Origin of the sequence: Denitrificimonas caeni DSM 24390, from assembly GCF_000421765.1 — a bacterium.
GTDB classification, from domain to species: domain Bacteria; phylum Pseudomonadota; class Gammaproteobacteria; order Pseudomonadales; family Pseudomonadaceae; genus Denitrificimonas; species Denitrificimonas caeni.
Genome location: NZ_ATXQ01000004.1, coordinates 47,947 through 70,437, shown reverse-complemented (window position 1 = coordinate 70,437; position 22,491 = coordinate 47,947). Strand labels below are relative to the sequence as shown.

Here is a 22,491-nt window from a genome sequence, read left to right as displayed (position 1 = left end):
CAGCCTACTCTATATGCGCCCAATCAACATCCAGCGCGCAGAGCAAAAATGGTTTACTGCGCCAGCTCTTGCTCGGTAAAGAGCCCATCGAACAACATACTGGATAAATAACGCTCACCCGAGTCAGGCAAAATCACCACCATCGTCTTGCCTTGCATCGACGGTTGCTGAGCCAAACGTACAGCAGCAGCCATCGCCGCGCCGCACGAAATACCACACAGAATTCCTTCTTCGCGCATCAAGCGCAGCGCCATCAACTTGGCTTCTTCATCACTGACCTGCTCCACTTGATCAAGCATGCTTAGGTCGAGATTTTTAGGCACAAATCCAGCGCCAATACCTTGGATTTTATGCGGCGCTGGTGCTGCATCTTGCCCGGCTAGCACTTGGCTAATGACCGGTGAACCGGTGGGCTCAACACCCACTGAGAGGATCGGTTTGCCGCAGGTGTTTTTAATGTAGCGTGAGACGCCAGTCAGAGTGCCACCGGTGCCTATACCACTGATCAACACATCAACTGCACCATCGGTATCGCGCCAGATTTCTGGGCCCGTATGCTTTTCATGAGCATCGGGGTTGGCTGGGTTATCAAATTGTTGCAGGACTAAGTACTTAGCTGGATTGGTCGCGGCAATTTCATGGGCTTTTTCAATTGCGCCTTTCATGCCTTTAGCCGGTTCGGTCAAAACCAATTCAGCACCTAAAGCTTTAAGAATTTTACGGCGCTCCAAACTCATGGACGACGGCATGGTTAAGATCAATTTATAACCACGTGCCGCGGCAACAAAAGCTAAACCAATCCCCGTATTACCAGAGGTTGGCTCAACCATAGTCACCCCAGCTTTTAACTGACCTGAGGCTTCAGCAGCTTGCACCATACTCACGCCAATGCGGCACTTAACTGAGCCGGCTGGGTTACGCGACTCCAGTTTAGCCAGAATGGTGACGCCTTTCGGGCCTAAACGGTTGATCTGTACCAGCGGTGTATTGCCAACACTTTGCGCGTTATCGACATAAATACGGCTCATCGTGCAATCCTCTATCAATGATGGGTAATGGCTGTGAGCGTAAAGCTCAGCGGCGCTAGCGTCTAGTCTGATTTAATCAACTGATTGAGCAAATAATGACTGAAACCGCCTTTTCGTTCACAAATACTTAACGGGCACGGTATAGTAAGCCGATATATTGTTGCGATTGTTCTCAATAAGAAGAACAGTCGATTTGTCTTGCTGAGGTTTGTTATGAAGTTTTCTGGTACTCAATCCTACGTTGCCACTGATGATCTAAAACTGGCGGTTAATGCTGCTATCACCCTAGAGCGCCCTTTATTGGTTAAAGGCGAGCCTGGCACCGGTAAAACCATGCTGGCCGAGCAATTGGCGGAATCCTTTGGCGCACGTCTGATTACCTGGCACATCAAATCCACCACCAAAGCGCACCAAGGCCTGTATGAGTACGATGCGGTCAGCCGCTTGCGTGACTCACAACTCAATGCCGACAAAGTTCATGATGTGCGCAACTACATCAACAAAGGTAAATTGTGGGAAGCCTTTGAGTCCGATGAGCGTGTAATTCTACTGATTGATGAAATCGACAAAGCCGATATCGAGTTTCCCAACGATTTGTTACAAGAAATCGACAAAATGGAGTTCTACGTTTACGAGACCGATGAAACTATTAAGGCCAAACACCGCCCGATTATCATCATCACTTCCAATAACGAAAAAGAGCTGCCGGATGCTTTCTTACGCCGCTGCTTCTTCCATTACATTGCTTTCCCAGACCGCAACACCCTGCAGAAAATTGTTGATGTGCACTATCCCAACATCAGTCAATCGTTGGTCAGCGAAGCTCTGGATGTATTTTTCGATGTGCGCAAAGTCCCCGGCTTAAAGAAAAAGCCTTCCACCAGTGAGCTGGTTGATTGGCTAAAACTGTTGATGGCCGACAATATCAGCGAAGCTGCTTTGCGTGAACGCGATGTAACCAAAGCTATTCCGCCGCTGGCTGGTGCGTTAGTGAAAAACGAGCAAGATGTCATGCTGCTTGAGCGCTTGGCCTTTATGAGCCGCCGCACCAACCGCTAACACCATGTGCTGCACGGGATCGTCTTGGCAACGTATCAAGCGTCCCGTTGCACCTTTTACATAAGAGGTCTGTGGCCATGCTACTGAATTTATTTAATGAAATGCGCGCCGCCAAAGTGCCGGTTTCCGTGCGCGAATTGCTGGACTTAATCAATGCGCTCAAACACAACGTGGTGTTTGCTGACATGGATGAGTTTTACTATGTGGCGCGGGCGATTCTAGTTAAAGATGAGCGTCATTACGATAAGTTTGACCGTGCCTTCGCTGCGTACTTTAAAGGCATTGAAAACCTTGATCAGCATATTGAGGCGCTGATTCCTGACGAATGGCTACGCCGTGAATTTGAGCGTTCATTAAGCGATGAAGAGCGTGCGCAAATCGAATCGCTCGGTGGTCTTGATAAGCTGATTGAAGCCTTTAAACAACGTCTCGAAGAGCAAAAGGGTAAGCACCAGGGTGGCAATAAGTGGATTGGCACTGGCGGTACCAGCCCCTTTGGTTCTGGCGGCTACAATCCTGAAGGCTTTCGTTTAGGTGAAGACGGTAAGCGCCAAGGTAAAGCGGTTAAAGTCTGGGATCAGCGCGAGTACAAGAATCTCGATGATCAAGTCGAACTGGGTACGCGCAATATCAAGGTAGCACTGCGTCGTCTGCGCAAATTTGCTCGCCAAGGCGCTGAGGATGAGTTTGATCTCAGTGGCACCATTGATCACACCGCACGCGATGGTGGTTTGCTGAATATTCAGATGCGCCCTGAACGTCGTAACACCGTAAAACTGCTAATTTTGTTTGATATTGGCGGCTCGATGGATGCTCACGTCAAAGTCTGTGAAGAGTTGTTTTCTGCCTGTAAAACTGAGTTTAAGCATATGGAATATTATTATTTCCATAACTTTATTTATGAGTCGGTTTGGAAAAACAATTTACGCCGCGGCAGTGAGCGTACCTCTACGCAAGATTTACTGCACAAGTATGGCGCGGATTACAAAGTGATTTTCATTGGCGATGCCGCGATGGCACCTTATGAAGTGACTCAAGCTGGCGGCAGCGTTGAGCACTGGAACGAAGAGCCCGGCTATGTCTGGATGCAGCGCTTTATGCAGAAGTTTAAAAAGCTAATCTGGATAAACCCTTATCCAAAACACACCTGGGACTACACTGCTTCCACCTCAATTATCCGCGAATTGGTCGAAGATGAAATGTATCCATTGACCATTGAAGGCCTCGAAGAAGGTATGCGTTATTTAGCCAAGTAACGTTTGGATTCATGATCGTCAATAAGGTGCGTGCCGTGCTTCGGGGTAAGTGTTAATCCGTCGATGAACCCATCCAGGGTTCAACTCCGGCGCGACGCCATCCATGGCTTCGCTCAGCACACTCACCCCGAAGCACTCGTCGAATATTTGTAGTGTTTTCTTGTATATCGCACGAGTCATTAGAGCAACAGCATGCTTCTCTGGTATTAGAGATAACTCTCTATCTATTTGCTGCAAACTAGCAAACAACACAAATAGTTAAGACGCAGTGCGCTGGTTTCGTGGCAAGCGTAGCCATGGATGGCGCAGCGCCCGAATCACGCCCGGACGGCGTGTTGAGGGAAGAACGACACTAGCGCGCTGCGTCATACGCGTAAACTTCTCAATGCTATCGGCATAGACACTCTATTCACGCACATGTCGTAAGTATTGCTCTGTCGACACCAAGAGTATGCGCTTGCACAATAACAGTTCGCTCGACGCACTCATTCGTCTCACGACTAATACTGCTCTGCGCATAAGTCCGAATTAATGTACGGACAATTTAAGTAATTTGTCGTTCAAGCTATGTCATTGCTATATACAACACAGGATAATGCTCGCAGTATAAAAACCCTGCGCATCTAAACGCCAGGGTGAAGCTTTGCTAATACGCTATACTCTCTGCCCTCTCTTTGGAAACACACTATTGACTAACCCCTTGTTAACAGACGACATGCTCGTCTGCACTACAACAGAGTCTGCCGACTCAAGCAGCGTTTCCAGACGCCGGCTCAGAGTGTGTCACGAATGTGATTTATTACTGGCCCTGCCCCCGCTGAAAACTGGGGAAAAAGCCGATTGCCCGCGCTGCAATCACACCTTAGTGCGCCGCCAAGCTGGCGCCGCTGAGCGCAGCCTCGCCCTAGCCATTGCTACTTTAATATTGCTCGGGCTGTCGTTGTCCTTCCCTTTTCTTGGTTTTAGCCTGCAAGGGCTCGGCAATGGTATTGCCCTCACCGAGACGGTGTCGTCCTTAGTGGTCTTTGAGCAACCCTTGGTCGCTTTGATCATCATGCTCACCGTGCTGGTTTTACCGCTGCTGTACTTATGCGCACTGTGCTGGCTGTGTGTCGGTATTATCCGCGGCCAGCCATTAGCGCAGAGTCCATTGATAGCGCGCACTTTAAACCATGTCACGCCATGGATGATGGCCGATGTCTTTGTGATAGGCACACTGGTGAGCATGATAAAAATTATCGGCATGGCCGAGGTTGAGCTCGGACTATCTTTTTGGACGTTGTGTGGCTACGCGCTATTGTTATTGTTCACCAGCCAATCCGTAGACCGAGACTGGTTATGGCAAGCGCTCGACTCGAAAAGCATGGCACCTGCCGGCGGCCAATTAGGTCAAGCCGCTGCTGCACAAGGGCTCACCGGCTGTAACACCTGCGGTTTGGTTAACCCAATAACCAGCGGTGGGCGTTGTGAGCGCTGCGACGAGCCACTGCATCCCTATCATGGCGTCAACACGCAAACCACCCTAGCCTTGCTCGGCGCTGCCATGCTGATGTTTCTACCGGCCAATTTATATCCGATTATGATTACCACCTCGTTAGGCAGCGCAGAACCAGCAACAATTTTGCAAGGTGTGCTGATGTTTTTTCAACACGGTGATTGGCCGATTGCCTTAGTCATTCTGACTGCCAGTATCTTTGTTCCTATTGGAAAAATGCTGGCTTTATTGTGGCTATGTTTTGTGATGCAGCGCCAGCAGCAACAACCCATGGGACGCTTAACCCGCATCCGCTTATATCGGATTACTGAATTTATTGGACGCTGGTCGATGGTTGATGTGTTTGTCGTAGCGATTATGGTAGCGCTGATCCACAGTGGCGACTTAATATCTATCGCTCCCGGCCCGGCAGCACTGGCCTTTACCTCGGTGGTGATTTTAACCATGCTAGCGGCGATGATGTTTGATCCACGTAGCATTTGGCAAGCCAACGCCAGCAACTCTGATTCGCTAGTCACTACTCCAATTACATCGCCTGATTCTTCACCCAAGGAACACCTATAATGTCGGAACCTACTCATGCTCTAAGGCGGACCCAGCGCTCCTTTTCGCCCATCTGGATTGTACCGGTCGTTGCCTTATTGATCGGCGCTTGGATGCTCTATGACAGCATCAGCCGCTTAGGTCCGACCATTACCTTGACGGTAGAAACGGCAGAAGGCATCGAAGCCGGTAAGACTCTGATTAAAACCCGCAATGTGGAAGTGGGTAAAATCGAAAAAGTCAGCCTCTCTCAAGATCTGAAAAGCGCGGTGCTGATTGCCCGCATGAGTCCGCAAGCCGAAGCCATGCTCAATAAAGACACTCTGTTTTGGGTGGAGAAACCACGCATTGGTCTTGAAGGTGTGAGTGGTTTAGGAACAGTGTTATCCGGTGCTTATATCCAGCTCTTACCGGGTAGTAGCACAGATAAACACGATGAATTTACCATACTTGAACAACCGCCCATCACACCCACAGATGCGCCGGGTCTACGCATCAATCTGACCAGTCAGATCGGTAGTTCAGTGCGTATCGGTGATCCGGTGTCGTATCAAGGTTTCACTGTGGGTCGCGTGGAAGACAGCCGTTTTGATCCTGAGCAACGGGAAATGCACCACCGCCTGTATATCAAATCGCCTTATGAGATGCTGGTCACCACTAACACGCGTTTCTGGGCCGCTTCAGGTCTAAATATCTCATTAGACTCGCAAGGTTTTAGCGTCAACATGGGGTCTTTAGAATCCTTAGTCAGTGGCGGTATTACCTTCGGTGTCCCCAACAATTCTCCGGCCGGCAAGAAAGCCAAAGAAGATGCCGAGTATGTCTTATTTAACGACGAAAAAAGTGCGCGCGAAGGCCATTTTGATGACTACCTCGACTATGTGTTGCTAGTTGACGATACGGTGCGCGGTTTAAGCAATAATGCCCCGGTAGAGTATCGGGGCTTGCGCATCGGTACTGTCATCAGCGTGCCATGGAATTTTTCTGCCCCTCAACCCGGCCCTAAAAACCGCTTTGCAATCCCTGTATTGATCCGCATTGAGCCACAGCGCCTTGCAAGTGATAAGTCGCAGGACACCGATATGAAGGCATGGGCCAAGCGACTCGACAACCTAGTTGGCCATGGTATGCGCGCCACCCTTAAATCCGGCAACCTGCTAACTGGTGCCTTATTTGTCGATCTTAATTTTTATAAAGATGCAGAACCTTTTAAGCCGGTGAGCTTTGCTGAAACTCCGGTGTTCCCCACCATCTCAGCTGGCTTTGCACAAATTGAGCAAAAGGTCTCTAATTTACTGGACAAGCTTAACAACCTAAAGATCGAGCCGGTTGTTGCTTCGCTCGATAAAACGCTGCTCAGCACTCAACAGACCATGGAAAAGGTCAACAGCATTGCTGCCTCAGTCGATCAACTGCTCGCAGACCCAGCAATCGGTCAGATGCCCAATAATATCGATGTCGCTATGCGTCAATTGCGTGACACCTTGCACGGGTTCTCACCCGACTCAGAAGGCTATAACGAGCTGACGCAAACCTTATCGCGCCTCGAAAAACTGATGCAAGAGATGCAACCGGTGATCCGCACCTTAAACGATCAGCCCAATGCACTTATTTTCAATAAAAAGCTAAGCGAAGACCCACAGCCGAGGGCTAAACCATGAGTTTTTCTGCATTGATAAACCAAACCACCTTGACTGGTGTGCGCGCGCTACTCGCAGGCGCAACCCTGTTGCTGATGGCCGGTTGTGCCAGTCAAGCTGTGCAAACCAGCAGCTACATGCTGCCAGCCAGCACTCCAGAGCAACAGTATTCCAACGCCTTAGCTGTGGCCATCGCCCCGATCCATCTCACCGGCTTACTGGATAACCCAGGCATCGTGATGGAGCTCAATGATATTGAAGTACATCAAGCGCGCCATCACCTGTGGGCCGAAAACATTGACGTGCAACTACAACAGCAACTGCAGCAGCACCTCACCTTAAGCCTACCGCAGGCGAAAATCGTCGCTAAAGGACAGCCACTGCAAGCAGACCTACCTCAGCGCGAAGTCAGGGTCAGCGTCAATAGTTTTCAGGGGAGCTATAACGGCAACGCAATCGTTCAAGGCCAATGGCTACTCTTAGGCGAAAAAGGCCAGTTGCTCAAGCAGCACAACTTTAGGATTGAGCAGCCCTTACCCGTAGACGGCTACCCCGCCCTAGTGCGAGCCTTAGGCAGTGCCTGGGATCAGGTCAGTGAACAGCTGGCAGCGACTTTGGCAAAAGAGACGCTCAGATGAAGAATTCTGTGCAGGCCGCGCTCCGGTGCAGGTGTTAATCCGTCGATGAGCCCATCCAGGGCTCAACTCCGGCGCTACGCCATCCATGGCTCGCTCATCACACCCACCCCGAAGCACTCGTTGACCTTATGTAAAAAACTCACTATCGCAGCTTGAATCATTAGCGCAACGGCAATAAACATGCATCAGATAGCAGCTTGCACATTTGCGGACAGCAATAACTATGGCGCAAATTTCATTGTCGATCTTAAAAGATCAACCTACAGAAGGTGGACTACGAGAGCGATCTACACCACCCCGTAGATACTCTCTTGAATACATGCTGCTGACTAGCACACCACATCAATGGTCGAGACACAGCGTGCTAGTTTCGTGGCAAGCGTAGCCAGGGATGGCGCAGCGCCCGAATCGGGTCAGGAAGACCCGTTGAGGGAAGAACGACACTAGCGCGCTGGGTCATACGCACAATCTGCTCGATGCTTTTACTTAATGGTTTACGTAGAAACGTCGCACCTGCTCTGCTTTTCTGATCATCTGCTACTGACTAGCACACCACACCAATGCTCGAGACACAGTGCGCTGGTTTCGTGGCAAGCGCGCCAGGGATGGCGCAGCGCCCGAATCGGGTCAGGATGACCTGTTGAGGGAAGAACGATACTAGCGCGCTGGGTCATACCCACAGCCTGCTTGTCACTTTTGCGTGCTGCTTTACATGCAGAGTCATGTGTATATTTGAGACACAACGTACTGCGAGCCTTTGCGGGCGAGCCGCCCGCGCTCCCAGACTATTCACTCTGACCTTGCGCAATCATCTCGCCGCCACGCCAGAGACGCCATTCTCCCGGCGCATAGACACTCCAGCGTTCATTATCAGTCAATGGCTCAGTGGCCAATACCGTGACAATATCGTTAGCGGTGGTTTCTGCGTGAAAATCCACACTCATATCCGCATCTTTCAGCGTCGCCGGACCAAACGGGGCGCGACGAGTAATATGTGCCAACTTAGTGCTGCAAAAACTAAACAACCAGTCGCCATTACTCAGCAAACAATTGAACACGCCTTTACTGCGGTATTCTTGGCAGGCCGCGACGATCACTGGCAGAAACTGCTCAATACAGCATTGTTCAGTGCAAGCAGCACGTAAACGATTGAGCAAATCACAAAAAGCCGCTTCACTGTCGGTATCGCCCACCGCCTGATACATCCCCGCTGCTGGAGTAAAATCCGCCAACTGACCGTTATGGGCAAAACACCAATTACGACCCCACATCTCACGCATAAAAGGATGGGTATTGGCCAAGCTCACGGCACCAACATTGGCCTGACGAATATGACCAATCACGGTTTCGCTTTTAATCGGGTAACGCTGCACTAGGCGCGCAATTTCTGAATCGACACTGGCTTGAGGGTCTTGAAATAAGCGTAAACCGCGCCCTTCGTAAAAGCCAATTCCCCAGCCATCACGATGCGGCCCGGTGCGTCCGCCACGTTGCATCAACCCAGTGAAACTAAACACCACATCGGTTGGCACATTGGCGCTCATACCCAGCAACTCACACATAACTGATTCTCCTAACGCCGCGCCACTAATCCTGACTGCTGACTTTCTTTTTCCAAGTCGAGCATTTGCTGCAAAGTAAGCGTCGAATCTGGTTCTTCTGGCTCAGCGTCAGCTCTGTTATATCCGGTATTTTTTGCGTTGCGCTTATTGCGCATCAGCAACCAGCGCGCCAATACAAAAACCAAATACACCGCAAATACCAGCGCACCGTACATCACCAAGTCAGCCACTGAACGCCAAGCATCGTTACTGACTTTAAACAGTAAATCCATCACTGTCATAGCTATCGCAGGAGCATAAAAATCGCGTGCTGGATCAACCACTGTCGGAGTAAATAAGATCACGGCAGCAACAACACGTAAGGGTTCGCGCAAATAGCGCCACATCCAGCCGGTAAAATAAAACCACGCCAACAAACAGCCTAAAGCGGAAACGGCGTAAATACCCCAAGCCAACTGATAATCGTTTTCTGTCATGATATTTTAAATACTAGAGGGTCAAAGGAAGCGCCTATCATAGCGATTTTTGCAGCGTTGCGCATGATTGTGCGCGCTACTTCACACAATCAATTTTGCTCTGCAGCATGCTTAATTGGCAGTGCACAGCAACCTTCCCAGAATAAATGCTTATTGGTGCTGCTGCAGAGCCCAGCGCACATGTTCTCGTACCAACTCAGAAGGATGCTCTAGACGAGCCTTTAGCGCTTCTAACACTGGAATAGTACTGGGTGCATTACCTAAGCCTACAGCCAAGTTGCGCAACCAACGCTCATAGCCGGTACGGCGAATCGGCGAGCCCAAAGTACGCGCCAAAAACTCATCTTCAGTCCACATAAACAACTCGACCAAACTGCTGTTATCCAAACGATGCCGCGGCTGAAAATCATCTTCCTGGGTAGGCTTGGCAAAACGATTCCATGGGCAGACCAACTGGCAATCATCACAACCAAACACACGGTTACCAATTAATGGTCGCAAGTCTTCTGGAATCGCACCCTTCAGTTCAATCGTCAAATAAGAAATGCAGCGCCGCGCATCCAAAACTCTATCACCAACAAAAGCCTGAGTGGGGCACACCTGCAAACAAGCCGTGCATTTGCCACAATGATCGCGATCATCGGGTTGATCAATCGGTAAAGGCAAATCAACCAATAACTCACCTAAAAAGAACCAGCTACCGGCTTTACGGTTCAGTATCAGCGTGTTTTTCCCCACCCAACCTAATCCGGCTTTGCGCGCTAAGGCTTTCTCCAACACTGGAGCGCTATCAACAAATGCTCGATGACCAAAAGGGCCGATTTCTTGACTGATTTTTTCCGCGAGCTGCTGTAAACGCTTACGAATCAACTTATGGTAATCACGTCCCAACGCATAGCGCGACACATAAGCCTGCTCAGGCTGCGCGAGCATCTGCGCCATCTGCGTATCTTCCGGTAGATAATCCATACGCACAGAAATCACCCGCAAAGTACCGGGCACCAGCTCATCAGGACGAGAGCGCATCGTACCATGACTGGCCATGTACTCCATTTCACCGTGGTAACCCGCGGCTAAATAAGCATCCAAGCGCAACGCATCTTCAGTTAAATTAATATCAGTGATACCGACCTGCTGAAAGCCCAACTGTGCAGCCCACTCACGAATCGAAGCGGTGAGCGCCAGCAGATCAAGCGGTGCAGATGACATTCAGCGCTATCTCCTTTAAAAAGGTCGTTATACTGTTAATTATTAGCAACTACGGGTAAATATAATAATGACGGATGATACGCCAGTGCGCAGTATACACGCCGCGAACCTTGAGCACCTTGCTCCTCGCGCAGTCGATACCCACAAAGGCCAACTCGGCCATGTGTTGATTATTGCCGGTGATTTAGGCATGGGTGGCGCAGGTCTACTAAGCGCCCAAGCAGCTCTGCGGTGCGGTGCTGGCATGGTCAGCTTAGCCACTCGCGAGCAGCACATTAGTGCAGCGCTAAGCCGTTTACCGGAAGTAATGGCCTGCGCCATACGCGCCAGCTCTGAGCTACGCGCACCGCTGCAGCGCGCCACAGTGCTGGTAGTCGGACCTGGGCTTGGTCAATCCGCTTGGTCACGAGCGTTACTCAGTAGCGCAGCGCAACGCACCATCATGCAAGTATGGGACGCCGATGCGCTGAATATGCTGGCTGATAATATTTGCTCTCAGCCGCAGCAGTGCATTTTAACGCCCCATCCGGGCGAAGCTGCACGCCTATTGAAAATCACTACAGCAGAAGTGCAAGCCGATCGCTGCGCTGCTGTATTAGCCATAGCACATCGCTATAATGCCGTTACCGTGCTTAAAGGGCATCACTCGCTGATTGCAACACCACAGGGCGAACTTTCGCGCGTTGAGCGCGGCCACCCGGTCATGGCAGGTGCAGGTTTTGGTGATGTACTCAGTGGTGTAATTGCAGCCTTGTTAGCGCAAGGTTTATCGGCCTATTCAGCGGCTTGTTTAGCCGTGTGGTTGCATGCCTGCGCAGGTGAGCAATTGGCCAGTCAAGGGCGTGGTTTAGCCGCCAGTGACATGTGTGAGCGCATTCGACAATTATTAGAGGAACACAGCCCATGTCAGGCTTAGAGTTGTATATCAAAGATGAAGAAGCCATGACGCAGCTCGGCCATGCGCTGGCCCAACAGAGCGCTGGGCATGGCGTTATTTTTTTACAGGGCGATTTAGGCGCAGGTAAAACAACTCTATCACGAGGCATTTTACGCGGCCTAGGACACACTGGCGCGGTCAAGAGCCCAACGTTCACTTTAGTTGAGCCTTATGAAATTGGCCCATTGCGTGCTTGGCACTTTGATCTGTACCGTTTAGCCGACCCTGAAGAATTGGAATACCTAGGTATTCGTGACTATTTTGCCGATGATGACCTGTGTTTAATTGAGTGGCCACAGCAAGGCCAAGGTTATTTACCGCAACCTGACCTTGAAATCACCATAAAGACTCATAATGACGGGCGAATTGTGCGATTATTGCCTAATAGCACACGTGGCGAAAGTTGGTGCGTTGCTCTGGCCACCCTGACTTAAATTCATAGCGAGGTTATCCGTGCGCCTACACTCTTTATTGGCAGCATTTTTTGTCTGCATATTACTGCCACTAGAAGCCTTGGCAATGACGCAAATTAATAGCGTGCGCTTGTGGCGAGCACCCGATAACACACGCTTGGTGTTTGATCTGACCGGCCCTGTTGAACACAGCGTATTCACCTTAAGTGCGCCTGATCGGATTGTTATTGATATTAAACAAACCAAACTTTCGGCAGAACTGAAAGGTTTAACCGGTGGTAATTCGCCAATCACCCAAGTTCGCTCCGGCAATCGAGAAGCGGATGAGCTGCGCATTGTTTTAGACATTTCCGCACAAGTCACCCCAAAGAGTTTCACTTTAACCCCCAATCAGCAGTATGGACATCGTCTGGTCGTCGATTTATTTGATATTTTACCCAGCAGCGGCGCTAACCAATCCGCCACTGCGCCTATCAGTAAGCCGCCCACGACAGCTGTCACACCAAAACTATCAACCTTACCTACTTCAAGTAAGCGCGATATTGTGGTTGCCATTGATGCCGGCCATGGCGGTGAAGACCCTGGTGCGATCGGACCTAAAGGTGTGCGCGAAAAAGATATCGTGCTGAAAATCGCCCAGGAACTGCAGCGCCAAATCAACGCTGAAAAAGGCTTTCGTGCAGAGTTAGTGCGCACGGGTGACTATTTTATTCCGCTGCGTCGCCGCACCGACATTGCCCGTAAAAAAGGTGCTGATTTATTTGTCTCAATCCACGCTGACGCTGCGCCTCGCGCTGCCGCTTTCGGTGCATCAGTGTTTGCTCTGTCAGACAGCGGTGCCACCTCAGAAACGGCACGCTGGCTGGCTGACAGTGAAAACCGCTCCGACTTAATCGGTGGTGCAGGTAACGTTAAGCTCGATGATAAAGATGCTATGCTCGCCGGTGTACTGCTTGATCTGTCGATGACAGCGTCATTGTCATCGAGTCTTGATGTTGGCCAGAAAGTTCTCAGTAATATGGGCCGCATTACACCACTGCACAAAAAGCGTGTTGAGCAAGCAGGCTTTATGGTACTTAAATCACCCGATATGCCGTCGATTTTGGTGGAAACTGGCTTTATCAGTAACCCGAACGAATCCACTAAATTGGCCAACCGCTCACACCAACAAGCGCTCGCGCGCTCGATTCATTCGGGTATTCGCCAGTTTTTCCAGCAAAACCCGCCACCGGGCAGTTATGTGGCCTGGCTACGTGACTCCGGCAAGCTAGCGATTGGCCCACGCGAACACGTGGTGCGCTCAGGGGAAAGCGTTTCTTTGCTGGCGCAACGTTATCAAATCAGCCCTGCACAATTGCGCAGTGCTAATAATTTAAAAAGCGATGCACTTAAAATTGGTCAAATATTGACTGTGCCAGCCACGACTTTAGCAGGACAATAATGACTGATGTACGCGCCATTCACCTTCTCAGCCCGCGTTTAGCCAACCAAATTGCTGCGGGCGAAGTTGTTGAAAGACCCTCTTCGGTGGTTAAAGAGTTACTCGAAAACTGTTTGGATGCCGGCGCCAAACGTATTGATATTGATGTTGAACAAGGCGGAGTGAAACGCTTACAAATCCGTGACGATGGCCATGGTATCGCCGCCGATCAACTGCCCTTAGCTCTGGCGCGACATGCCACCAGCAAAATTGCCATCTTGGAAGACCTAGAGGGCGTGGCCAGCTTAGGCTTTCGCGGTGAGGCATTGGCCTCGATCAGCTCAGTATCGCGCTTAACCCTCACCTCGCGCACTGCAGACGCTGAACAAGCCTGGCAAGTGGAAGCTGAAGGCCGTGATATGCAGCCACGCGTACAGCCTGCCGCACACCCCGTCGGCACCACTGTTGAAGTCTGTGATTTATTTTTTAATACCCCGGCACGTCGTAAGTTTCTACGTACGGAAAAAACCGAGTTTGATCACCTACAAGATGTGATTAAACGTATGGCGCTGGCACGTTTTGATGTGGGTTTTCACCTAAGACATAACGGCAAAACGATTCTTGCTTTGCATCCTGCGCAAGATGAAGTGTCACAAGCACGGCGCATAGCTGCCGTCTGTGGTGATGCTTTTCTCGAACAAGCGATGCCGATCAATGTTGAGCGCAACGGCTTACACCTGTGGGGCTGGGTTGGTTTACCGACCTTTTCACGCAGCAAAGCGGATATGCAACACTTTTATGTCAATGGCCGCGTGGTCAGCGACAGGTTGGTCGCTCACGCAGTGCGTCAGGCTTACCGCGATGTAATGTATGGCGGCCGTCATCCTGCTTTTGTATTATTCCTCGAACTTGATCCAGCCACTGTCGATGTCAACGTCCACCCGACCAAACACGAAGTACGCTTTCGAGAAAACCGTAGCGTGCATGACTTTCTCTACGGCACCCTACACCGCGCCATCGCGGATGTACGCCCAGATGACAAACTTGAACCAGCCAGCACTTTGAACCTGCATGCACAACCACTTGTCAGTGGCTTAGAGGCCGGAGAGTTTGGTCCACAAGGGCATATTCCGCTGAGTAATACAGACACTCCCCAGCCGGCATTTCAGCCCAATACTCAAAGCACGAGCTTTAATCAAAGCAGCTATGGCCAAGCACCACGCCAACCCGCTCAAGCGCCAACCAATTATCAAGATGCTTACCAAGCATTTGCCAAGCCTTTAGACAACTTGGCAGAGTCAGCGCAAGAAGAGATTCCACCGTTAGGTTTTGCTATTGCGCAACTCAAAGGTATTTATATTCTTGCCGAAAACCAATACGGACTGGTTCTCGTGGATATGCATGCGGCGCATGAGCGAGTGATGTACGAACGCTTAAAGTTAGCCATGGCCAACGAAGGCTTACGTGGTCAGCCTTTACTGGTTCCCGAAACACTGGCACTGAGCGAGGGTGAAGTGGACTGCGCAGAGCAACATGCGCAGTGGTTTACCCAAATGGGTTTTGAGTTGCAAGGTCTAGGCCCTGAAAGCTTAGCTATTCGGCAAATCCCCGCCCTACTTAAGCAAGCGGATGCTGCAGAGTTAGTGCGTGATGTTTTAACCGACCTAATGGAGTATGGGACTAGCGACCGGATCCAAGCGCACACTAATGAGTTGCTAGCGACCATGTCATGCCATGGCGCTGTGCGCGCTAACCGCCGCCTAACGCTGATTGAGATGAATGCCCTCCTACGTGACATGGAAGTCACTGAACGCAGCGGGCAGTGCAACCACGGCCGCCCCACATGGACGCAACTGGGTATGGATGAGCTCGACAAACTATTCTTGCGCGGTCGTTGATAGATGTCTGCCGCGCTTCATCGGCAGCAGTAGCAGTTATCAGGAAATAACGCATAGACACAAAAAAGCCGATCATTTGATCGGCTTTTTTGTTGATACCAGCAGACTTACTACATGCTCAGTTTCTTCTCAAGGTAGTGAATGTTCACCCCACCTTTACAGAAACCTTTGTCATTCAGTAAGTTACGGTGTAACGGTATATTGGTTTTAATACCATCAATAATGATTTCATCTAAAGCGTTGCGCATACGTGCCATCGACTCTTCACGCGTTGCACCCCAAGTAATGACCTTACCAATCAGTGAGTCATAGTTTGGTGGCACGGTGTAGCCACTGTACAGGTGTGAATCCACTCGCACGCCATTACCGCCCGGAGCATGGAAGTGCTTTACTAGACCTGGACTTGGCATAAAGTTATCAGGATCTTCTGCGTTAATACGGCACTCAATCGAGTGACCACGCATCACCACATCTTCTTGCTTGATTGACAGCTTATTGCCTGAGGCAATGCTGAGCATTTCCTTGACCAGATCAACGCCTGTAATCATTTCAGTAATGGGGTGTTCAACCTGAATACGGGTGTTCATTTCGATAAAATAGAAATGACCGGCTTCATACAAGAACTCAAAAGTACCGGCACCGCTATAACCAATATCAATACAAGCTTTCACGCAGCGCGCATACACACGTTGACGAGCTTCTTCATCAATATCTGGCGCTGGCGCTTCTTCAATAACCTTTTGGTGGCGACGTTGCAATGAACAGTCACGATCACCCAAGTGAATCGCATTACCCTGACCATCAGCTAAGATTTGAATCTCAACATGGCGTGGATTACCGAGGTATTTTTCCAAATACACCACTGGATTACCAAAGAATTGAGCAGCTTCATTGCGGGTTAAAGTAGCCGCACGAATCAAGTCTTCTTCTTTGTGCACCACGCGCATACCACGTCCACCACCGCCGCCTGCAGCTTTGATGATCACCGGGTAACCAACTTCACGGGCAATGGCTAGGGCTTGCTCTTCATCTTTCGGTAAAGCGCCTTCAGAACCGGGGACCACTGGCACACCCGCTGCGATCATCGCGGCTTTAGCGGCAACCTTGTCACCCATCATACGAATCACTGCAGCACTGGGCCCAACAAAGGTAAAACCTGAGTTGTGCACTTGCTCAGCAAAATCTGCATTTTCCGCAAGGAAACCATAACCTGGGTGAATAGCGGTCGCGCCAGTTACTTCAGCTGCGGCAATAATTGCTGGGATATGCAAATAAGATTGTGCACCTGGTGCAGGCCCAACGCAGACGGTTTCATCAGCTAAAGACAAATGCATAAGGTCACGGTCTGCCGTGGAGTATACCGCGACCGTTTTAATGCCTAATTCTTTGCAAGCGCGCAAAACGCGTAGCGCAATCTCACCACGGTTAGCGATTAAGACTTTTTCCAACATTGTAAACTCCTAGGTCGTTAGACAATGGTGAATAAAGGTTGGTCATACTCAACTGCTTGACCATTGTCGACCAGGATAGACTCAATCACGCCACCAACTTCAGCTTCAATGTGGTTCATCATTTTCATTGCTTCAACGATGCACAGTACATCGCCTTTTTTAACGGTCTGGCCAACAGAAACAAAATCTTCAGAATCTGGTGAGCCCGCGCGGTAGAAAGTACCAACCATTGGTGAGCGCGCCACTGTGCCATTAAATTTAGGGCAAGCCGGTGCTACATCAGCAGCGGCTGCGGCTGGTGCAGCTACTGGAGCAGGCGCTTGCGGTGCAGGCGCATACATAGGTTGCTGTGCGATTTGCTTGCTGTGACGACTGATACGAACGGATTCTTCGCCTTCGTGGATTTCCAATTCGTCAATACCAGACTCTTCCAGTAGTTCAATAAGCTTCTTTACTTTACGAATATCCATCGACCTTGACTCCAAACTTAAGAGGTTAATATTTAATATGTTCAAACGCTGCGTCTAAGGCGAAGCGATAGCCACTCGCACCTAGACCGCAAATCACACCCACCGCCACATCGGAAAAGTAGGAGTGATGACGAAACTGTTCTCGTTTATGCACGTTAGAAAGATGCACTTCGAAGAATGGGATGCTCACAGCAAGCAACGCGTCACGCAATGCGACACTGGTATGAGTAAAAGCTGCTGGATTGATAATAATGCAGTCGATTTTCTCATCACGTGCCGCATGAATTCGCTCAATCAGTAGATGCTCGGCATTGCTTTGCAAAAACGCTAAACGATGGCCGGCAGCTTCAGCCTGCTCAACCAGCGCCTGATTAATCTGCGCCAGCGTGGTTGCACCATAGACATCGGGTTCGCGCGTACCTAACAAATTTAAGTTAGGCCCATGTAAAACTAAAAAGCTGGCCATCCACAATCCTTGATCTTAAAAACAATCCTATGAATATGCCTATTTTTGCCGTAAATGTCAGCAATTGCATGGAAAAAAGCAGATTTTATTAACATAAATAAAAAAACCCTGCCGAAGCAGGGTTAAAGAAGCAGCATTGAGTACAGCAGGGTTGGTTCTTTAAAAAGCGTATTGCACGCGCAAACTGATCGCATCACCACTGTCATCATTGGCAGCATTAGCGACCTGATCAGTCTTAGCCTTTAAATAGTTTGCGGAAACTTTGACCGCATCGTTAGCGTACCAGTTGACACCCATCGTATGTACTTTCGCTTTAGTGTCATAAAAGCTACCCGTCATATCCATATCTGCATCAGCAACGGTCAAATGATCGTAACGGTAAACCAACTCCCAAGCGCCGGTTTGTTTGTTGCTCGGCTTGATACTGTCGAACTTACCGCCATCCAACTTATAACCACGCGACTCTCCGGTTAAGGTGTACGCCAATTGCAGGTTATAACCATCAACCTGACGGTCTTTCAACGCCGAGCCGGACTTTGCACTGATATCACGACGCAAGTATTCACTTTGCGCAGAGAAAGGGCCCAAGGCATAGGCGGCTTCTAAACCCCAAGCGCTATCACTATCAAACTGCCCTGCTTGACTGCTGGCAAAGGTTGGGCGATTGCCGTTCTTAGAGTCTTCTGTAGTGCCGCGCACTCCCATTCGCGAACGAATACGGCCATCGAAGTCTTCAGTGCTACGCTTTGCATAGTTCACACCAAAATGCAGCACATTACCGGCTTCAGCCATGGGTGCGACGACTGCACGCATGTTGTAAGTGTTGTTATTGCTACCGTTATCATCTTCATTGTTTTTAGCGCGGTTAATACCTGCGGAGCCATAAAACATGCCGCTAGTGCCGCTCACTTGAACACCCATACCATCTTGCTTATCGTTCACCCACTCGCCCGCATCGTAAATAATCGAGCGTTCAATGGTACTGATCCATTTCGAACTGGTGGCTTTTTCTAAACCGAAGTCCGGATCAAAACGACCCACTTTCACCTTCAGCGGTTTAAAACCCGTATAGGTAATCGACGCTTCTTTCCATTTACTACTGCCGTCTTCAGCAAAATCTAAATTAAAAGCATATTTCCAATCATGGTAGGCGGTACCCGACAACTCTAACCTTGCGCGACGAAAATACGCTTCGTTAGCGCTTTTACCATTTTTTGTATATACCCCATCAAACTGATCAAAATCAGCTTGAATACGCCCACCTAATTTAAATGAAAAAGACTGATCAACCGTCGCTGCTTCAAAGCCGCCTTTGGTCTTAATGGTGATATCTGGACCATCAGTGGTCACCGTCCCGGCCATCGCATGCGATGAAATAATTAACGCTAAAGTGCTGGCAGCAAACGTTGTATAAGTCGCTGATTGGATGTGCAGTCGCTTCATTGAGTATTCCCCTTATATTGGCAAGAACACAACGCAGTTGAAGGCGTTGGTGTTGCAGGGAATACTGATCAATAAGGATTACAGTGCAGTGACTAAGGCATGAAGCTTTAATGACAGGCGAACTAAAACGTTTCTAAACGGTATACCGCATAAGCAGGCTCTTCATAGGGGTGCGCCGCTTTTAGAGCAGCCATGACAGGCTTGATGCAAGCAGCAGCAACCACCATCTCAACACGCCACTCGGCAACCTGCTCAAGCTGGCCTTGCTCGCCAATAAAGGGCTGACTACCAGCCATCGGCCGAAACTGACCTTGCCCCAATACTTGCCAGCAGCAGTTTTGATAATCGCCAATAGTGCCCGCGCCTGCAGCAAACACAGCGTCTTTAACAACCTCTAAATGACTTTCCGGCACATAAAAAAATAACGTATACACAATGCCTCCACAGCTGCTTACGCAGGCTCTTGCTGAGTATTTTTATTAGTTACTATACAATAAGATAAATTTAAAACGAGGGAGTAATCTTGTGATCGTAGCGCGCTTTGCACCACTGGTTTTTGCTATTTTGATGTCGATTTATATGGTTACGGCAATGACATTTGTGATTACTTGGGTCAATACCGGTATGGCTGATGGCTTTGCACTGCGCTGGTTTCGCGCCTTTTATATCGCTTGGCCGATTGCATTTATTTTAATTACGCTCGGCGCACCACGCTTACAAAAGCTCGTTGCAAAGCACATCAAGCCTATTGCCTGACTCGCTGCAGACGACGCATGTAACCTCATCATAAACATGCGTCGTTGCCATCTTTAGGTCATTAGCACTTACGTAAAATAACACTACCGATTGAGTAGCCTGCACCAAACGAGCTAAGCACACCAATCGCGCCAGCTGGCAGGTCATCTTGATGTAAATGCAGAGCAATCACCGAACCTGCAGAACTGGTGTTGGCATAGGTATCTAAGATCACCGGCGCTTCAGTGGCACTGGCATCACGACCTAATAACTTACGGGTAATCAGTAAGTTCATGTTCAAGTTAGCTTGATGTAACCAAAAACGCTGGACGTTCTGCACATCAATTTGATTGTTGGCTAAATGTTCTGCAATTAAATTGGCTACCATCGGGCACACATCGCGGAAGACTTTACGGCCTTCTTGCACAAACAGCTTGTCTGGCGCGCCGATACCGTCTTCAGCACAACGGTTTAAATAGCCAAAGTTGTTGCGGATATTGTTAGAGAACTGGGTAACCAGCTTAGTACTGACCACTTCAAACTGATGCTCGGAAACCGCCTGTTCTGCGCCTTCTAAAATGACTGCAGTACAAGCGTCGCCGAAGATAAAGTGACTGTCACGATCGGTAAAATTGAGGTGACTTGTGCAAATTTCAGGGTTAACCATCAAAATTGCGCGCGCTTGTCCGGCCTGAATCGCGTTGACGGCGGCTTGAATACCAAAAGTTGCTGAAGAACAAGCAACGTTCATATCATAAGCAAAGCCTTCAATACCTAAAGCAGCTTGCACTTCAATGGCTACCGCCGGGTAAGCACGCTGCAAGTTTGAGCAGGCGACAATCACCCCATCAATGTCAGCAGCAGTACGACCTGCACGTTGCAGTGCTTCTTTCGCTGCAACCATGGCCATTTCACAAAGAATGCCCCACTCGTCGTTAGAGCGTTCTGGAATGCTTGGCGTCATGCGCTGCGGATCTAAAATACCAGCCTTATCAATGACGAAACGACTTTTAATACCCGAAGCTTTTTCAATAAAGGCTGAACTTGATTCTGGCTTGGCTTCAATTGCACCACTGGCAATTTCTGCAGCGTGCTCAGCATTAAACTGCTGCGACCACGCATTAAACGCCTCAACCAACTCATCATTGGAAATGCTTTGGGCAGGTGTAAATAGGCCTGTACCACTGATTACAACTTTCTTCACGGTCAATCCTCTACATAAGCCGCGTAATATACGGCTGTGTTAACACTGCCCAAGACCTGCAGGCAACACTTAATCAATTAAAATACAGTATAGGCCAGTCAATCAGCGCTTGAATACCTCTCGAGGCTTGGCAATAAGTCTGACCCAGCGAACGTATTACTTTACAGCAGCGCTTTGCCCTTAAACTTCGTTGCGCTGATTAATCAACCGCAACCATTCGCAATTCTTTCGGCATTGAAAAAGTTACATTTTCAGGTCGCCCTTCCAGTTCTTCAGCCATCTGCGCACCCCAGCTGCGCAAACAATCAATCACCCCTTGTACCAAGACTTCTGGCGCTGAAGCGCCCGCTGTCACACCAATCACAGCACCCTCAGAAAACCACTCAGCTTTTAAATCTTCTGCACCGTCAATTAAGTAGGCCGGCGTGCCCATGCGCTCAGAGAGTTCGCGCAGACGGTTAGAGTTAGAGCTATTCGGACTACCGACCACCAACACCACATCACACGCGTCAGCCAGTTGCTTAACAGCGTCTTGGCGGTTTTGTGTGGCATAGCAAATATCATCTTTACGCGGCCCGCTAATGGCCGGGAAGCGGGTTTTTAAAGCATCAATCACGCGACTGGTGTCATCCATCGACAAGGTTGTTTGTGTCACAAAAGCGAGGCTGTCAGGTCTGGCAACTTGCAAAGTTGCTACATCTGCCTCATTTTCAACCAAGTAAATGTGTCCACCGTGACGTTGATCATACTGCCCCATGGTGCCTTCCACTTCTGGGTGACCGGCATGACCAATCAATACGCACTCACGGCCTTCGTTACTGTAACGCACCACTTCCAAATGAACCTTCGTCACCAAAGGACAGGTGGCATCAAAGACTTTCAAGCCTCGACGCTCAGCTTCGTCGCGCACAGCTTTGGAAACACCATGCGCACTGAAAATAACGATATTATCGTCCGGTACTTGATCCAGCTCTTCAACAAAGATCGCGCCGCGCTCACGTAAGTCTTCCACCACAAATTTGTTGTGTACCACTTCATGGCGCACATAGATGGGCGGCTGGAAAACCTCTAACGCACGGTTCACAATTTCAATCGCACGATCAACACCGGCGCAAAAGCCACGTGGATTTGCTAGTTTAATGCGCATC

Annotated in this window: 22 protein-coding genes; 10 read left to right on the top strand and 12 right to left on the bottom strand. The window is 49.6% G+C overall.

The annotated features are described in order from the left end of the window. Positions 1–53: 53 nt before the first annotated feature. A complete protein-coding gene (gene cysK / locus H591_RS0107290) occupies positions 54–1,028 on the bottom strand; it encodes a cysteine synthase A (RefSeq protein WP_022966296.1) in 975 nt (324 codons plus the stop codon). Between the two features lie 213 nt (positions 1,029–1,241). Between cysK and H591_RS0107285 the strand changes: the two genes are divergently transcribed. Both H591_RS0107285 and H591_RS0107280 read left to right on the top strand, forming a co-directional pair. After that, entirely contained in the window at positions 1,242–2,087 is an 846-nt protein-coding gene (locus H591_RS0107285) for an AAA family ATPase (protein WP_022966295.1), read from the top strand. A gap of 77 nt (positions 2,088–2,164) precedes the next feature. After that, on the top strand, positions 2,165–3,343 hold the full coding sequence (locus H591_RS0107280; protein WP_022966294.1) for a vWA domain-containing protein: 1,179 nt from the start codon (positions 2,165–2,167) through the stop codon (positions 3,341–3,343). A gap of 18 nt (positions 3,344–3,361) precedes the next feature. Here H591_RS0107280 and H591_RS15980 read toward each other — a convergent pair whose 3' ends face one another. Next, on the bottom strand, positions 3,362–3,523 hold the full coding sequence (locus H591_RS15980; protein ID WP_156853154.1) for a hypothetical protein: 162 nt from the start codon (positions 3,521–3,523) through the stop codon (positions 3,362–3,364). A 508-nt stretch (positions 3,524–4,031) separates the two neighbouring features. Here H591_RS15980 and H591_RS15055 point away from each other — a divergent pair. The 3 genes from H591_RS15055 to H591_RS0107265 are packed head-to-tail and all read left to right on the top strand — an operon-like array spanning position 4,032 to position 7,659. Next, positions 4,032–5,402 (top strand): paraquat-inducible protein A, encoded by a 1,371-nt coding sequence (locus H591_RS15055; RefSeq protein ID WP_211219976.1) that lies wholly within the window; start codon positions 4,032–4,034, stop codon positions 5,400–5,402. Continuing rightward, complete coding sequence (gene pqiB / locus H591_RS0107270; protein ID WP_022966292.1) at positions 5,402–7,042, top strand: intermembrane transport protein PqiB; 1,641 nt, start codon at positions 5,402–5,404, stop codon at positions 7,040–7,042. Before H591_RS15055 ends, pqiB begins: the two co-directional genes overlap by 1 nt. Then, entirely contained in the window at positions 7,039–7,659 is a 621-nt protein-coding gene (locus H591_RS0107265) for a PqiC family protein (RefSeq protein WP_022966291.1), read from the top strand. Before pqiB ends, H591_RS0107265 begins: the two co-directional genes overlap by 4 nt. Positions 7,660–8,444: 785 nt before the next feature. Here H591_RS0107265 and H591_RS0107260 read toward each other — a convergent pair. From H591_RS0107260 to queG, 3 genes are all read right to left on the bottom strand, one after another. Continuing rightward, positions 8,445–9,221 (bottom strand): class II glutamine amidotransferase, encoded by a 777-nt coding sequence (locus H591_RS0107260; protein ID WP_022966290.1) that lies wholly within the window; start codon positions 9,219–9,221, stop codon positions 8,445–8,447. Between the two features lie 11 nt (positions 9,222–9,232). Further along, positions 9,233–9,697, bottom strand: a complete 465-nt coding sequence (locus H591_RS15050) for an MFS transporter (protein WP_022966289.1) — start codon at positions 9,695–9,697, stop codon at positions 9,233–9,235. A 150-nt stretch (positions 9,698–9,847) separates the two neighbouring features. Next, a complete protein-coding gene (gene queG, locus H591_RS0107250; protein WP_022966288.1) occupies positions 9,848–10,906 on the bottom strand; it encodes a tRNA epoxyqueuosine(34) reductase QueG in 1,059 nt (352 codons plus the stop codon). Positions 10,907–10,973: 67 nt separating this feature from the next. On the opposite strand from queG, the gene H591_RS0107245 reads away from it, so the two are divergent. From H591_RS0107245 to mutL, 4 genes are read left to right on the top strand one after another with little or no spacing between them, the layout of a single operon-like run. Continuing rightward, complete coding sequence (locus tag H591_RS0107245) at positions 10,974–11,822, top strand: NAD(P)H-hydrate dehydratase (protein WP_022966287.1); 849 nt, start codon at positions 10,974–10,976, stop codon at positions 11,820–11,822. After that, the gene (gene tsaE / locus H591_RS0107240) at positions 11,810–12,277 is read left to right on the top strand and encodes a tRNA (adenosine(37)-N6)-threonylcarbamoyltransferase complex ATPase subunit type 1 TsaE (protein ID WP_022966286.1); all 468 of its coding nucleotides are present in this window, start codon (positions 11,810–11,812) and stop codon (positions 12,275–12,277) included. The genes H591_RS0107245 and tsaE overlap by 13 nt, the downstream gene beginning before the upstream one ends. A gap of 19 nt (positions 12,278–12,296) precedes the next feature. After that, complete coding sequence (locus H591_RS0107235) at positions 12,297–13,697, top strand: N-acetylmuramoyl-L-alanine amidase (protein ID WP_022966285.1); 1,401 nt, start codon at positions 12,297–12,299, stop codon at positions 13,695–13,697. Next, complete coding sequence (mutL, locus tag H591_RS0107230; RefSeq protein ID WP_022966284.1) at positions 13,697–15,574, top strand: DNA mismatch repair endonuclease MutL; 1,878 nt, start codon at positions 13,697–13,699, stop codon at positions 15,572–15,574. The genes H591_RS0107235 and mutL overlap by 1 nt, the downstream gene beginning before the upstream one ends. A gap of 110 nt (positions 15,575–15,684) precedes the next feature. Here mutL and accC read toward each other — a convergent pair whose 3' ends face one another. From accC to H591_RS0107205, 5 genes are all read right to left on the bottom strand, one after another. Beyond that, positions 15,685–17,025, bottom strand: coding sequence for an acetyl-CoA carboxylase biotin carboxylase subunit (gene accC / locus H591_RS0107225; RefSeq protein ID WP_022966283.1), 1,341 nt, complete (start codon positions 17,023–17,025; stop codon positions 15,685–15,687). A gap of 17 nt (positions 17,026–17,042) precedes the next feature. Then, positions 17,043–17,495: an acetyl-CoA carboxylase biotin carboxyl carrier protein gene (gene accB / locus H591_RS0107220; RefSeq protein WP_022966282.1), complete on the bottom strand. Its 453-nt coding sequence runs from the start codon at positions 17,493–17,495 to the stop codon at positions 17,043–17,045. 25 nt (positions 17,496–17,520) lie between these two features. Continuing rightward, entirely contained in the window at positions 17,521–17,961 is a 441-nt protein-coding gene (gene aroQ / locus H591_RS0107215; RefSeq protein WP_022966281.1) for a type II 3-dehydroquinate dehydratase, read from the bottom strand. 159 nt (positions 17,962–18,120) lie between these two features. Further along, positions 18,121–19,404 (bottom strand): OprO/OprP family phosphate-selective porin, encoded by a 1,284-nt coding sequence (locus tag H591_RS0107210; RefSeq protein ID WP_022966280.1) that lies wholly within the window; start codon positions 19,402–19,404, stop codon positions 18,121–18,123. Between the two features lie 122 nt (positions 19,405–19,526). Next, on the bottom strand, positions 19,527–19,838 hold the full coding sequence (locus H591_RS0107205; RefSeq protein ID WP_022966279.1) for a Nif3-like dinuclear metal center hexameric protein: 312 nt from the start codon (positions 19,836–19,838) through the stop codon (positions 19,527–19,529). Positions 19,839–19,929: 91 nt separating this feature from the next. Between H591_RS0107205 and H591_RS0107200 the strand changes: the two genes are divergently transcribed. Then, on the top strand, positions 19,930–20,160 hold the full coding sequence (locus H591_RS0107200) for a DUF2798 domain-containing protein (RefSeq protein WP_022966278.1): 231 nt from the start codon (positions 19,930–19,932) through the stop codon (positions 20,158–20,160). Between the two features lie 61 nt (positions 20,161–20,221). Here the strand turns inward: H591_RS0107200 and H591_RS0107195 are convergent, their stop codons facing one another. Further along, on the bottom strand, positions 20,222–21,343 hold the full coding sequence (locus tag H591_RS0107195; RefSeq protein ID WP_022966277.1) for a beta-ketoacyl-ACP synthase III: 1,122 nt from the start codon (positions 21,341–21,343) through the stop codon (positions 20,222–20,224). 199 nt (positions 21,344–21,542) lie between these two features. Beyond that, a complete protein-coding gene (gene ispH, locus H591_RS0107190) occupies positions 21,543–22,490 on the bottom strand; it encodes a 4-hydroxy-3-methylbut-2-enyl diphosphate reductase (RefSeq protein ID WP_022966276.1) in 948 nt (315 codons plus the stop codon). Position 22,491 lies beyond the last annotated feature (1 nt).

Bases quoted from the DNA above. Each gene is read 5' to 3' on its own strand.
- cysK (WP_022966296.1), bottom strand. From the start codon at position 1,028: ATGAGCCGTATTTATGTCGATAACGCGCAAAGTGTTGGCAATACACCG.
- H591_RS0107285 (WP_022966295.1), top strand. From the start codon at position 1,242: ATGAAGTTTTCTGGTACTCAATCCTACGTTGCCACTGATGATCTAAAA.
- H591_RS0107280 (WP_022966294.1), top strand. From the start codon at position 2,165: ATGCTACTGAATTTATTTAATGAAATGCGCGCCGCCAAAGTGCCGGTT.
- H591_RS15980 (WP_156853154.1), bottom strand. From the start codon at position 3,523: ATGACTCGTGCGATATACAAGAAAACACTACAAATATTCGACGAGTGC.
- pqiB (WP_022966292.1), top strand. From the start codon at position 5,402: ATGTCGGAACCTACTCATGCTCTAAGGCGGACCCAGCGCTCCTTTTCG.
- H591_RS0107265 (WP_022966291.1), top strand. From the start codon at position 7,039: ATGAGTTTTTCTGCATTGATAAACCAAACCACCTTGACTGGTGTGCGC.
- H591_RS0107260 (WP_022966290.1), bottom strand. From the start codon at position 9,221: ATGTGTGAGTTGCTGGGTATGAGCGCCAATGTGCCAACCGATGTGGTG.
- H591_RS15050 (WP_022966289.1), bottom strand. From the start codon at position 9,697: ATGACAGAAAACGATTATCAGTTGGCTTGGGGTATTTACGCCGTTTCC.
- queG (WP_022966288.1), bottom strand. From the start codon at position 10,906: ATGTCATCTGCACCGCTTGATCTGCTGGCGCTCACCGCTTCGATTCGT.
- H591_RS0107245 (WP_022966287.1), top strand. From the start codon at position 10,974: ATGACGGATGATACGCCAGTGCGCAGTATACACGCCGCGAACCTTGAG.
- tsaE (WP_022966286.1), top strand. From the start codon at position 11,810: ATGTCAGGCTTAGAGTTGTATATCAAAGATGAAGAAGCCATGACGCAG.
- mutL (WP_022966284.1), top strand. From the start codon at position 13,697: ATGACTGATGTACGCGCCATTCACCTTCTCAGCCCGCGTTTAGCCAAC.
- accC (WP_022966283.1), bottom strand. From the start codon at position 17,025: ATGTTGGAAAAAGTCTTAATCGCTAACCGTGGTGAGATTGCGCTACGC.
- accB (WP_022966282.1), bottom strand. From the start codon at position 17,495: ATGGATATTCGTAAAGTAAAGAAGCTTATTGAACTACTGGAAGAGTCT.
- aroQ (WP_022966281.1), bottom strand. From the start codon at position 17,961: ATGGCCAGCTTTTTAGTTTTACATGGGCCTAACTTAAATTTGTTAGGT.
- H591_RS0107210 (WP_022966280.1), bottom strand. From the start codon at position 19,404: ATGAAGCGACTGCACATCCAATCAGCGACTTATACAACGTTTGCTGCC.
- ispH (WP_022966276.1), bottom strand. From the start codon at position 22,490: ATGCGCATTAAACTAGCAAATCCACGTGGCTTTTGCGCCGGTGTTGAT.